6 protein-coding genes are annotated in these 13893 nt (G+C 52.6%); all 6 read left to right on the top strand.

Annotation, left to right across the window (positions count from 1 at the left end; all coding sequences use genetic code 11):
- Nucleotides 1-18: 18 nt before the first annotated feature.
- The 6 genes from LKK83_RS09665 (at nt 19) to LKK83_RS09640 (ending at nt 13827) form a co-directional block, all read left to right on the top strand.
- Nucleotides 19-5697 carry a PAS domain S-box protein gene (locus tag LKK83_RS09665; RefSeq protein ID WP_324630876.1) on the top strand — a complete coding sequence of 1893 codons (5679 nt, stop codon included), beginning with the start codon at nt 19-21 and terminating at the stop codon, nt 5695-5697.
- Between the two features lies 1 nt (nt 5698).
- Entirely contained in the window at nt 5699-6814 is a 1116-nt protein-coding gene (locus LKK83_RS09660; RefSeq protein WP_324630875.1) for a hybrid sensor histidine kinase/response regulator, read from the top strand.
- A gap of 88 nt (nt 6815-6902) precedes the next feature.
- On the top strand, nt 6903-7421 hold the full coding sequence (locus tag LKK83_RS09655) for a helix-turn-helix domain-containing protein (RefSeq protein ID WP_324630874.1): 519 nt from the start codon (nt 6903-6905) through the stop codon (nt 7419-7421).
- 750 nt (nt 7422-8171) lie between these two features.
- Entirely contained in the window at nt 8172-10991 is a 2820-nt protein-coding gene (locus tag LKK83_RS09650; RefSeq protein WP_324630873.1) for a cation-translocating P-type ATPase, read from the top strand.
- A 124-nt stretch (nt 10992-11115) separates the two neighbouring features.
- Nucleotides 11116-12279: a DNA replication/repair protein RecF gene (gene recF, locus LKK83_RS09645; protein WP_324630872.1), complete on the top strand. Its 1164-nt coding sequence runs from the start codon at nt 11116-11118 to the stop codon at nt 12277-12279.
- A gap of 84 nt (nt 12280-12363) precedes the next feature.
- Nucleotides 12364-13827 carry a hypothetical protein gene (locus tag LKK83_RS09640; RefSeq protein WP_324630871.1) on the top strand — a complete coding sequence of 488 codons (1464 nt, stop codon included), beginning with the start codon at nt 12364-12366 and terminating at the stop codon, nt 13825-13827.
- Nucleotides 13828-13893: the final 66 nt, after the last annotated feature.

Below are 13893 nucleotides of genomic sequence, written 5' to 3'. Positions count from 1 at the left end.
TCCTGTTTTGCATCGGCGATGGCAAGGTCATATCAGCATGATAAAATGTGGGGCAAGTCGGTGGAAAATCCGATCGCCTGCAAACATCTGCGAACGCCCATCATGCCAGCGAATCTTTTGCCCTTGTACTCTCCCGCCTTAGACGATCTGCTCGATCGCACTCCGTTAACCGTAGCACCGGAGAAGCCCCTGCTAGAAGTATTGTGCCAGATGAACGGTCGCCTGGGGAGTCACTGTGACCTTGCCCCGGGAGAAGAGCTAATCCGGGCGATCGCCTCGGATAGCTACGCCTTAATCGTGCAAAACAACCGACCCATCGGCATCTTCACCGAAAGCGATGGGGTGCGCCTCGCCGCCAGCGGTACCCCCTTAACCGGGACAACCATCGGCGAAGTGATGACCCAACCGCTTCGCACCTTAAAGCGATCGCAGTATCGCGATATTTTCACCCCCCTCTCCATCCTGCGGGACAATCAGATTCGCCACCTGCCCGTCTTAACCCCAAGCGGAGACCTCCTCGGCGTGATTACCGCCCACCGGCTGGGGCAAATGCTGCAACCCCACACTCTGCTGCGCTTGCGAACCGTGAGCGAAGCGATGAATCCCGCCCCCATCTGCGCTTCCCCCACCACCTCGGTGGCAGAATTAGCCCAATTAATGGCCAAGCACCACATTAGCAGTATCGTCATCGTGGAAGAACCGCACTCCTCCACCGACGCAACCCCCATCCCCCAGGGGATTGTCACCGAACGGGATATCGTGCAATATGAGGTTCTCGGATTGAATCTATCGCGCCTGTGTGCGGCTGAGGTGATGAGTGCGCCCCTGTTTGCGGTAAACCCCCGGGATACCCTGTGGGAGGCGCAACAGCAAATGCAGCAATATGGCATCCGCCGCTTAGCAGTCACCGACGATCGCGGCACCTTGCAGGGGATTCTCACCCAAAGCAGTTTGCTCAAACCCCTCGAACCGGTGGAATTCTACAGCATGGTAGAATGCTTGCAACAGAAAATCGCGCGATTGGAAACCGAGAACGAGGAACTGTTACAGCAGCGCAATCGCGAATTAGAACAAGTGGCTCACTCGTGCAACCAAGACTTACAACAGCAGGCAAAGTGCGATCGCCTCTTGGCAGAACTGACCCTGAAAATTCGCCAATCCCTCAACCTCGAAGAGTTTCTCCACACCACCGTCAGCGAAGTGCGCCAGTTGCTGCAGTGCGATCGCGCCTCGATTTATCGCTTCGATTCCCAGTGGAGGGGAAGGGTAGTTTCCGAGTCTGTCGCCCCCGGATACTCCTCCTTACTGGGGCAAGAAATTCCCCACTCCTGCTTTTGCGCCATCTCGATGGAACCCTATAAACAGGGTTGGGTGCGACAGGTGACGGACATCTACACCGCCCCGGGAACCCCCGATCGCCGAGAACTGTTGGAACAGTTGCAAATTCGCGCCCAAATCATCGTTCCCATCCTCCACGGCGGCGAATTATGGGGCTTGCTCAGTGCCCACCAATGCCGAGAACCGCGTCAGTGGCAAGACTGGGAAACGGACTTACTGGAAAAACTGGTCAGCCACTTAGGCGTCGCCCTGAAACAATGCGAACTCTACCAAACCGCCCAAACCGAACTGCAACAGCGCCAAGCGGCCCAAGCGCAACTGAAAATTCGCGCCCGTCAGCAGCAAGCGATCGCCGAATTCGCTCAGTTTGCCTTGCGCGCCGATACCTCCTTGTCGCTGCTGATGGAGGAAGCCGTCGCACAAGTGGCGGACATTTTAAACGTGGAATATACGCAAATTTCCGAACTGCTGCCCAACCGTGTCGCCCTGAGAACCATCGCCGGGGTGGGGTGGCGCGCGGGCATCGTCGGATCCGCCACGGTGAGTGCCGGTGGCAAATCCCAAGCCGGCTATACCCTTATGGCGAACGAACCGACCATCGTGGAAGATTTGCGCCTGGAAACCCGCTTTAGCGACACTGCCCTGCTGCACGAACATGGGATTATTAGTGGCATCAGCACGGTTATCCCGGGGAAAGAAACCCCCTTCGGGATATTGAGCGCTCACAGTAGGGAACTGCGCCGCTTCAGTGCCGATGAAATCGATTTTCTCCAGGGAATGGCCCTGTGCCTCGCCAACGCGGTGGAACGCTTGCAAGCGCAAGCCCAATTAGACCGCTTTTTCCATCTGTCTCCGGATTTATTCTGCATTGCCGGCACCGATGGGTATTTTAAGCGGCTCAATCCCCGGTTTCGGCAGCTATTGGGTTATAGCGAAACGGAATTGCTCAGCAACTCCCCCCTCGAATTCGTGCATCCGGAGGATATCAGTGCCACGAGGGCGGAACTGGAACGCTTATCCTGGGGCATTCCCACGGATAACCTGGAACATCGCTACCGATGTGCGGATGGATCTTATCGCTGGTTGGCTTGGAAAGCAATTCCCTATGACGATGAGTTAATTTATGCCGTGGCCCGCGATATCACCGATCGCAAGCAATTGGAAACTCAGTTGCAGTTTCTCAATCAAGAATTAGAAAGCTTGGTGGAGGAACGCACGGCTGAGTTACAAAAGACGAACGAACGACTCACCATAGAAATCTGCGAGCGCACTACCGCCGAAGCGCAACTGCTGCGGCAAAATGTCACCTCGGAATTATTCGCCGATATGACGTTAAAAATTCGTCAATCGTTGAATTTAAAAGAAATTCTGCAAACCACCGTTACGGAAGTGCAGAAAATTCTCGGCTGCGATCGCGTGTTGATTTATCAGGTACATGAAAATAACACCGGCAGCACGATCGCCGAAGCGGTTCTCCCCCCGTGGCCGGCTATTTTAAATACCGATTTTCCCGAAGAAGTGTTTCCCTCAGAATACCACCAAGACTATGCTAAAGGCAAGGTGAGGGCGATCGCTGATGTGGAACGCGCCTATGGGGAAAATACTCCTTGTTTGTTGGAATTTTTGCAACAATGGCAGGTGCGGGCAAAATTAGTGGTTCCCATCGTACAAACCGACCGACTCTGGGGATTGATTATCGCACATCATTGTTGCGATTCTCGCCATTGGACGACTTTTGAAATCGAACTGCTGCAACAGCTAACCAATCAAGTGGCGATCGCCATTTCTCAAGCCCAATTGCTCGCCGCTCAACGCGAAAGCGAGCGGCGTTTCCGGGCGATTTTCGAGCAAGCTGCCGTGGGCATTCTCCAAGTGGGAGTCGATGGGCACTTTCTTCAGGTCAATCAAAAATTCTGCGATTTTCTCGGCTATTCTCCCGAGGAACTCTCGAGCAAAACCTGTCTCGATATTACTCATCCCAGCGATTTTGTCACCGACAAGGAATGGGTGAGACAACTGTTAGCCGGAGAGATTGAAAGCTACCTCCAAGAAAAGCGCTACATTCGCCGCGATGGCACTAGCGTGTGGGGGAATTTGACCACTTCTTTGGTTCGCAATTCCTCTGGGGCACCGGAGTATTTTATCGCTGTGGTGGAAGATATTGGCGATCGCATCCAAGCTCGAGAAGCCTTGCGCTACAGCGAAGAACGCTTTCGCATCGCTCTGAAAAATTCGCCGATTGTGGCGTTCAATCAAGACCTGGATTTGCGCTACACTTGGCTTTACAATCCGGGCTTCGGATATACTGCCGAGGCGGTTCTCGGCCACTCCGATAATGATTTATTGTCCCCGGAATATGCCGCCCCATTAACTCAACTCAAACGCCAAGTTTTAGCCACCAAAATCGGTCTTCGCCAAGAAGTGGTGGTGGGAATAAACGCCGATATGCGCTGTTACGATTTAACCCTAGATCCGTTGTTTGATGAAGCTGGAGAACTTATCGGCATTACCGGGGCGGCACTGGATATCACCGAGCGGAAAAAATCGGAACTGCAACTGCAAAAACACCAGCATTTTATTCAACAAATAACCGAAACCAGTCCGAATAGTTTATATATTTACGACCTCATCGAACGGCGAAATATCTACATCAACCGCGAAATCGGCAGAATCCTGGGATACAGCCGAACCCAGTTTCAGGAAATGGGGTTGCAAATCCTCGAATTGTTGGTTCATCCCGAGGATTTACCCAAAGTTGCCGCACATCATCGACAGTTGCAAAGGGCAACTGATGAGGAGATTTTGGAACTGGAATATCGACTGCGCGATGTGCGCGGCAATTGGCATTGGTTGATGAGTCGCGATAAAGTATTCGCACGGACAAATGATGGCAAGGTGAAGCAAATTCTCGGTGCGGCGTCGGATATTACCGATCGCAAGCAGGTGGAAGAACGATTGCGATTGCTCGAACGGGCGATCGCCGCGAGTACCAATGGGATCGCGATTTCTGATGCCCGCATGCCAGATATGCCGGTGGTGTTCGTTAACCCCGCATTCGAGCGCATGACGGGATACAGCGCCGCTGAAGCGATCGGGCGCAATTGTCGCTTTCTCCAAGGTCCCGATACCGAACAATCCACGATTCAACAACTCAAATCCGCCATTCAATCCCACACAACCTGCACGGTCATTTTGCGAAATTACCGCAAAAATGGCGAGTTGTTCTGGAACGAATTGAGTCTGTCACCGATTTACGACGAAGGAGGAACCCTCACCCACTATTTGGGGATTCAAAGCGATATTACCGCCTCCAAACAAGCTCAATTGGAGTTACAAAAAACTCAGGAACGGTTACAATATTTACTGTCTTCCAGTCCCGGGGTCCTCTATAGTTTAGAAGCATCCAGGGAGTTTCGCGTTACCTTTATCAGTGAGAATGCCTGTCAGTTGCTCGGGTACTCTCTCGCGGAACTGCAAACCCCGGGTTTTTGGCGCGATCGCGTTCACCCCGATGACGCCGAGAACATTTTCGCCCACGGCTTGACCCCGCTTTTCCAGCGCGGATATTACAGCCACGAATATCGCTTCCGACGTCAAGATGGTAGCTATCTGTGGATTTACGATCGCTTGAACCTGGTGCGCGATGCGGCGGGCAATCCCCTGGAAATTATCGGCTATTGGGTGGATATCAGCGATCGGGTCTTGGCTGAAGAACAAACCAAAGCGGCTTTGAAAGAAAAAGAACTCTTGCTCAAAGAAATTCACCATCGGGTGAAAAACAATCTGTTTATCGTCTCCAACCTATTGGAATTCCAAACCGACTATACTGATGACCCACAACTGATTAAACTGCTCGAAGACAGTCAATCCCGCATCTATTCAATGGCGTTAATCCACGAAAAACTCTATCGTTCCACCAGTTTGGATAAAATCGATTTTGGCGAATATCTCGAATCCTTAGCGGACAATCTCTTCTCTTCTTATAATTCCTGGGAAGAGCGCATCCGCCTAGAACTGGATATCCAGTCGGTTTTTCTGAATATCGAAACTGCTAACCCCTGCGGCTTGATAGTTAACGAATTGTTAACCAATTCCCTGAAACATGGGTTTCCCGACAATCGAAGCGGTACACTATCCTTAAGCCTGCATCAAGACACTCAGGGGCAAATTACCCTCACTGTCAGGGATGATGGGATTGGCTTCCCCGAACATCTAGACTTTCATCACGTGGAATCTTTGGGCATGGAATTAATTTGCACCTTAACCGAACAAATCAAAGGGAAAATCGAACTCCATCGGGAAAATGGTACGGCATTTACCCTGACATTTTCCGAACGTCAATACCGAAAGAGGTGGTAAAATGAGCAAGGCAAAAATTTTGATTGTCGAAGATGAATTTTTGATTGCCAAAGGGTTATCCCGCAAGCTGAAAAAGCTGGGATACGAAGTGGTTGATATCGTGGCTTCGGGGGAAGATGCCCTGCAAAGAGTGGCGGATAAATATCCGGATTTAGTATTAATGGATATCGCGATTCAGGGGGAATTAGATGGGATTGAAACCGCGACTAAAATTCACCACTATTACAAAATTCCGGTGATTTACGTGACCGCTTATGCGGATGACGAAACTTTGGAACGCGCTGAAAGTAGTGGGTCTTATGGGTATATTCTCAAGCCGTTTAAGGACCGGGAAGTGCATGCGGCAATTAAAATGGCACTGAAAAAACATCGGGAAGAGTCGCAATTGCAGGAGTTATTAAAAACTGCCGAGAGTTTGGTGGAAAATAAGTCCCGATTGCTTTCGATCGCCTCTCACGATTTACGCATTCCCCTGACGGCAATTCAAACTTCGGCAGAATTGCTACAATTTTATTCGCACAACTTCAGCGAAGAGAAAAAGTCAAAGCATTTTCAGCGGATTCGAGAAGCCATTCACCAAATGAGCGTTTTGTTGGAAGATTTTTTAACCCTAAGTAGCGCAGAATCGGGAAAGCTGAAGTTTAATCCCGCCCCTTTGGATGTGGTGGAATTTTGCCAAGGGTTTCTCGAGGAGTGTGTGGCGATCGCTACCCCCAACCACAAGCTAGAATTTACCGCCAGTGGCGATTTAACCCAAGTCTGCTTGGATCGAAAACTCCTGCGCCATATCCTGGGCAATTTGCTCTCTAATGCCATAAAATATTCCCCGGATGGGGGCACGATTCACTTGGCGGTGACCTCCGAGGGGGGCGATCGCATCTGCTTTCGCATCACCGATGAAGGGATTGGCATTCCCCCGGAGTACCGCGAGAAACTGTTCGAGCAATTCGAGCGCGCTACGAATGTGGGCACTATCTCCGGTACGGGCTTGGGATTGAGCATCGTCAAGCAGGCGGTTGATTTGCATGGCGGCGAAATTACCCTAGAAACCGAAGTCAATCGCGGTAGTACCTTTACGCTGTGGCTCCCGATGGGCGCATTACCAATTAACAATTAAGGATTTCCGCGATTTGGGGTAGAGATTGGGCAGAGACTTGTATCCGGGACTATAGTTGTTCTATACTGTCAAAGGAGAGCTTTTCCCGATGCCCAGACGCATTACTATCCAACCGCACTTGAGTGTGGAAGAGCTGGAAGCTTCCTATCGCAAGGCAAAAGATCCAGTGGAACGCACTCATTACCAGATTATCTGGCTGTTAGCGCAAGGGACGCCCACGGAAGATGTGGCAACAGTGACCGGATATTGCCGAGACTGGATTCGGCAAATTGCCCGTCGCTATAACAAATACGGCATTGATGGACTCGGCGATCGCCGTCACGAGAATCCCGGTGCCGAACCGTTGTTATCTCCGGAACAGCAAGGGGAACTGTGGGAGGCCCTACAAGGTCCCGCCCCGGATGGCAAAAGGTGGAACAGCCGCAAAGTCGCCGAATGGATTTCCGCGCGCATCAACCGCCCCGTGGCGATGCAACGGGGGTGGGACTATCTGAAACAAATGGGATTTCAGGTAGGAAGGTCCGCCAGAAAAACCGCAGAGAACTCCCGCGACGGAGAAAACAGTGTAGGAAAAAAGACCAAGCGACGCAAAGCAAAAAAGCGGTAAAAAAAGTTTCCGGGGATGGTTTGACCGGATAAGCGCCCTGCGCCATCATCAAAGGAGACCTGCTGACAAAGCCCTGTCAGGAGGAGGGGAGCGGTTTGTCTATTTTTTTTACTCTTTCCCAGATTTTATCATACCCTGCATTAGAAGAAAAAAACCGTCAAATTCAAAACAGTTGCCCGATTTTGGGGCGAGGAGGAATCCCTAGCTACCGCGATCGCGATTTACGGTGCCTTCTGCCACCCGCCCGCCGCGCCATCAGGTTGTACTACATTTAATTTGCATTTTGGGGGTAAGCAGTCGATAAAAAAGACCCGCACATTAGAAAGGGAGTTTAAACGAAAAGACACCACGCGGGCTAAGTCAAAAAAATTAAATGAATTAATTGTTATGCAAATTAAGTGTAAATAAATTGAAAGATAATTTCCGGGAAAGGGGAGAGTCAGCAGGCACAGAAGGGAAACTCTACAATAATAAAGAACCCCCAGGCAAGACTGGAGACCCTCCAGAGTCGCCACAAAATCGAGTAGGGTAGGGGACGCCCCGATAAAATGGGTGGGTGGATCGCAAAATCGAGGATGGGGCGTCACGCACCCGACCCGATAGGGATCCGATTGGTGCGCCCCAGTTTCCCAAAGGTCGGGAGAAAGTGTACCCTAAACTCTAGTTTCCCAAACCTCCCCACCCCCATTCCAGCGGGTTCCGGTTGGGGTGCGGTGCCGATAAACTCTCTAGCTCAGCATAAACACACTCATGTCTGCAAATACTCAACCCGATATAGCGGGAGCTTGGCATACTTTAGAGATTGACAAGACTCTGGAGCAACTCCAGAGCGATCGCGACAATGGTTTAACCAAACAACAGGCATCAGAGCGCCTGGAGCGATATGGGCCTAACGAACTGGAAGAAACCGCCGGACGCAATGCTTGGGTAATCTTGCTCGATCAGTTCAAAAATATCATGCTCCTGATGCTGATCGCCGTAGCGGTGGTATCGGGATTTTTAGACCTGCAAGACGGCGACTTTCCCAAAGATGCGGTGGCAATTTTGCTTATCGTCATCCTCAACGGGGTGCTGGGGTACCTGCAGGAGAGCAAAGCGGAAAAAGCCCTAGCGGCGCTGAAAAACCTGGCCTCGCCCCTGGTGCGGGTGGTGCGCGACGGAAAAATCCTGGAAGTGACGGCTAAAGAGCTAGTCCCCGGAGACGTGATGCTGCTCGAGGCGGGAGTGCAGGTAGCTGCAGACGGGAGACTCATAGAAGAGTCTAACCTGCAAATTCGCGAATCGGCGCTAACGGGAGAAGCGAACGCCGTGGAGAAAGATGCGCGGGTGGATTTGCAGGAAAACACCCCGTTAGGCGATCGCCTCAACATGGTCTTTCAAGGGACCGAAGTGGTGAAAGGGCGGGCGACGGCGATCGTCACCGGCACCGCCATGCAAACCGAGCTGGGTAAAATTGCCCAGATGATTCAATCAGTGGAAGACGAAGACACGCCGTTGCAGCAGCGGATGACCCAATTGGGCAATGTGCTGGTGACGGGTTCTTTAATTTTAGTGGCGATTGTCGTGATTGGCGGCACCCTGCTGGAATCGAGCAATTTCGAGAACCTGCTCGAAGTCTCCCTGAGTATGGCGGTAGCGGTGGTTCCGGAAGGCTTACCGGCGGTGATTACCGTTACTTTAGCCCTGGGGACGCAACGGATGGTGAAGCGCAATGCTTTAATTCGCAAACTGCCGGCGGTGGAAACCCTCGGGTCCGTGACCACTATCTGTTCGGACAAAACTGGGACGCTGACGCAAAACAAAATGGTGGTGCAGCGGGTAGAAACTGTCACCCACAGCTTTAGCGTCACTGGGGAAGGATACAAACCCAGTGGGGAATTCGTCAGCGAGGGCGATCGCACCACCGTCACCCTGCAGAACCTCTCGGAGTATCCCAACCTGGTGGGACTGCTGCTCAGTTGCGTCCTGTGTAACGATGCGGTGTTGCAATTCGAGCAAGATGATTGGGCGATCGTGGGCGACCCCACGGAAGGGGCGCTGCTCTCTTTAGCGGGCAAGGTGGAAATTACCAAAGACCGCTTCGAGACGCAAATGCCCCGGGTGGGAGAGTTTCCCTTCTCTTCTGAGCGCAAGCGGATGAGTGCGATCTGCGAGAACAAAAATGGCTCGGATGCGTCCCTGCTGCCCACTTCCGACCCTCTGCTGATGTTTACCAAAGGGTCGCCGGAATTAACCCTAGAGCGCTGCACGAAAATTCAGGTCGGGAAGGAGAGTGCCCCTCTCACCGAGGAACATCGACAACAAATTTTAAAGCAAAATAACGACTTGGCCTCTCGGGGGTTGCGGGTTCTGGGGTTTGCCTACCGCACGTGGGATGCGATGCCTCCAGAAGGGTCGGAAGAGGAGAGCGAACGGGACTTGGTATGGTTGGGTTTGGTGGGGATGCTCGATGCACCCCGTCCGGAAGTGCGATCGGCGGTGGCTAAATGTCGCCAAGCGGGGATTCGTCCGGTGATGATTACCGGGGACCACCAACTCACGGCGAAGGCGATCGCTTACGATTTGGGCATTGCCAGTGAAGGCGATCGCGTTCTCACGGGACAAGAACTGGAAACCATGCCCCAGGACGAACTCCAGCAGGAAGTCAGCCAGGTGAGCGTCTACGCCCGGGTGTCTCCAGAACACAAACTGCGAATCGTCCAAGCCCTGCAAAAACGGGGCAAATTCGTGGCGATGACCGGGGATGGGGTAAATGATGCCCCGGCGCTCAAACAAGCGGATATCGGCATTGCAATGGGCATTACGGGCACGGATGTCAGTAAAGAAGCCAGCGATATGGTGCTGCTCGACGATAATTTCGCGACCATTGTGGCCGCTACGGAGGAAGGTCGGGTGGTCTATACTAACATTCGCCGCTTTATTAAATACATTCTCGGCTCGAATATCGGCGAGGTCCTCACCATCGCTGCAGCGCCGGTGATGGCGTTACCCCAAGTGCCTCTGACGCCCCTGCAAATTCTCTGGATGAACCTGGTCACTGACGGCTTCCCGGCCCTGGCCCTGGCGGTGGAACCCCCGGCCCCGGATGTGATGAATCGCCCGCCGTTTAGTCCCCGGGAAAGCATTTTCGCGCGCGGTCTGGGGTGGTACATGGTTCGCATCGGGATCGTGTTTGCGGTAATTTCCATCGCCCTGATGGCTTGGGCCTATACTCACGCCACTACAAATGTGGAACTCCTCGAGCGCGGTTTGTCTCCCGATCGCTGGAAAACGATGGTGTTTACGACGTTGTGCGTGGCGCAAATGGGCCACGCGATTTCGGTGCGATCGAAAAGTCGCTTGACCCTGGAAGTTAACCCCTTCTCTAATCCGTTCGTGCTCGGCGCTGTGGTGATTACTACCCTGCTGCAATTGATGCTGATTTATGTAGCACCCCTGCGCGAGTTCTTCGGGACTGAAATTATCACCGGCACGGAATTGCTGATTTGCATGGGCTTTAGTGCCTTGTTATTCGTGTGGGTGGAGTTGGAAAAACTGTTTGTCCGCTTGGTGAACAATCGCCAAAAGTAACCGCTCACTGTTGGGTGGGCAATCATGCCCACTCTCCCTTCTCTAGGCAAAATTCTTCCGCGTTCAGATGCCCATTTTTTCACCAGACATGATATAATGTACTTTCCCGACTACCCCAGCTATTATGTTTGTGAATGCCCTGCATCTGCGCCAGTTTCGCAATTATTTGGATGAGCCAGTGGAGTTTATCGCCCCGAAGACGATTTTAGTGGGAGATAACGCGCAGGGAAAAACAAATTTGCTCGAAGCTGTGGCGTTGCTCTCTACTCTGAAAAGTTCCCGCGCCTCTCGCGATCGCGACTTGATTCGCGATCGCCAAAATCTGGCGCAAATTACCGCCTCTGTGCGCCGGGAATATAGCGCGGTGACGCTGGGCCTCACCCTGCGTCGCAATGGTCGCCGCACCGTCACTGTCAATGATGTTGCTTGTCGCCGCAATATTGATTTTCTGGGTATCTTAAATGTGGTACAATTCTCCAGTTTGGACCTGGAATTAGTCCGAGGCGGACCGGCGGGCAGACGCAGTTGGCTCGATGGCTTGCTGGTGCAACTCGAACCGCTTTACGCCCATATCTTACAACAGTATAACAAAGTTTTGCGCCAGCGCAATGCTTTTTTAAAAGAACTTCGCAAACAACAGGCACATTCCAGCCGAGAGCATCTCATGTCTCGGTCGAAAAATACCGAGTTGGCTCTGTGGGACGCTCAATTGGCGACGATGGGGGTGCGGGTGATGATGCGGCGATCGCGCGCCTTGGACCGCCTGGTTCCGATTGCAGAAACCTGGCACGCGGCGATTAGCGGTCGCACTGAAGAATTGCACATCCACTATCAACCCAATGTAGAAGGAATGGCGGAAACGCTCTTGCGCGAAAATCCAGACCGGGCGCGACAGATTTTTTTGCAAAACTTGCACAATGTTAGCCCCGCTGAATGCGATCGCGGCACTTCTCTCGTCGGTCCCCATCGCGATGAAATCGAATTTACCCTCAACACTCTACCGGTGCGCCAATTCGGTTCCCAAGGACAACAGCGCACTCTGGTTCTGGCCTTAAAACTCGCGGAACTCAAACTCATCGAAGAAATCGTCGGCGAACCTCCCGTATTACTCCTCGATGACGTCCTCGCCGAATTAGACCCAAAGCGACAAAATCAATTGTTAGATGCAATCCAAGAACGGTTTCAAACATTAATCGCCACCACACATTTAGGCGCATTTCATCAAGATTGGATTCACTCCTCGCAAATTCTCTCGGTAACAGCCGGTCAAATTGTGCCAGACGCTTAATCTTTCTCCCCCGTAACGCACCACCCCTCACCGCCAAATTGGGTTACAATCGAACCGAAACCAAACCAAATCGAGGGGTGCAGTGTGAAAGCGATACAAATCTGGCAGATTATATGGGAAAATACCCTATTTCATTGGCTCGTTTTGCTGGTGTTTGTCCTCGCCGTTAGCGCGGAACTGTATGGCGTGGCGGCGTATGAGTGGCACAAGCGCCACACCCAGGCAGCGCTGAGGTTTTTAAGACAATGGAGAGGGGAAACCGTTCCCCCCGCGCCCAGTGGGAGAATTGGCGAGTGGATGCGATCGCACCTGCTGCTCGACCGGGGGGGAAACCCACAGCAACGGGGAGATTACTTTATTCTAGCACAATATCCGGCATTTTTAACCCAGTTGCCGCGCAGTTCCTTGCGATTTGTGCCCAGCCTATGCACGGCGATCGGGGTGTTGGGAACATTTTATGGCATACAAAGCGGTTTGCAAGGGGTGAATTTAGGGTTTGACGATTCGGCGGAATTGCTGGGAGGAATCAAACAATTGCTGTTGGGGATGAATACAGCATTTTCCAGTTCCTTGATGGGATTGGGATTGGGAAGTGCGTTTGCGGTGGTGTTGTTTGTGGCGGATACAGTGCGCTGCAGACAGCGCGCCCTGCTGCGGGGGCAAATCGAGGGGTTATTTGTGCCCAAGGGAACGCGGGGTGAGGCGGTATCTGGGGGGTTGACGTCAGAGGCGATCGCCGATGCGGTAGGAGTGGCGATCGCCCGGGAAGTTGCTCCCACCCTGGAGGCGATCGCCACCGCCCTTCCCAGACTGAGCGATCGCTTGCACCACTACACCACAGCGCTGGATACCCTGCAAACTCAGGGGTTTGCCGAAATTCGCACCGCGAGCGATACCTTCCAGCAGACTCTCGCACAATTCCAGGAAGAAACCACCGCCATTTTAACCCAAACCCGGGAAGGGATACAACGGGGATTTGCCGAAAGTCGCGAGAGTATCGCCGCCCAGCAAACGGCATTTGCGGAAAGTGCTACCTCAGCAACCCAACTGCTGCAGTCTCTGCGAGAACAACTGCAAGCAGCATTGCGCGATCGCGCGGCGATCGAGCAACAAATGCTGCAGCAACTGCACCAGCGCACCTTAGAGATTATCGAACAATCCCATCGCAGCTTTACCCAACAATCCGCTACCCTGGAAACCGTGGGGGAACAAGCATCGGGTTTGATGCGCGATGCGAAAACCGAACTGATTGGCGGGTTGCAAGAAATCAATGAAGTGCTATTGAATTCCAATCAAACGGTAGAAGGGTATTTTGCCGAATTCAGCCAAACCTATCAAGGAAGTCTGCAGGAGTTTTTTTCCCAGAGTCTCTCTCTCATGGAAGCCCAACGCCGCGCCTTCCGCGAAAGTGCGGCGGATGCAGCGGATACTTTTGCCGAAGTTAAAGATACTCTCGAAACCGCATTGCAAACTCACGCGCAGTTAGAACGAGAATTGCTCGATACCCTTCGCACCCATTTCCCTCCCTACCCCAATCCTTCCCCGTAGGGTGTGTGACGCCCGTCATCCATCATCGGGAACATCACCCAACCCGGTGCGGGCGTCACGCACCGT

The sequence above is a fragment of the Phormidium sp. CCY1219 genome, assembly GCF_035615515.1.
In the GTDB taxonomy this organism is placed as follows: domain Bacteria; phylum Cyanobacteriota; class Cyanobacteriia; order Cyanobacteriales; family Laspinemataceae; genus CCY1219.
This window is presented reverse-complemented; position numbering and strand designations above follow the sequence as displayed.

Excerpts from the sequence above, each read along its gene's own strand:
- LKK83_RS09665 (WP_324630876.1), top strand. The coding sequence starts at position 19 with ATGGCAAGGTCATATCAGCATGATAAAATGTGGGGCAAGTCGGTGGAA.
- LKK83_RS09660 (WP_324630875.1), top strand. The coding sequence starts at position 5,699 with ATGAGCAAGGCAAAAATTTTGATTGTCGAAGATGAATTTTTGATTGCC.
- LKK83_RS09655 (WP_324630874.1), top strand. The coding sequence starts at position 6,903 with ATGCCCAGACGCATTACTATCCAACCGCACTTGAGTGTGGAAGAGCTG.
- LKK83_RS09650 (WP_324630873.1), top strand. The coding sequence starts at position 8,172 with ATGTCTGCAAATACTCAACCCGATATAGCGGGAGCTTGGCATACTTTA.
- recF (WP_324630872.1), top strand. The coding sequence starts at position 11,116 with ATGTTTGTGAATGCCCTGCATCTGCGCCAGTTTCGCAATTATTTGGAT.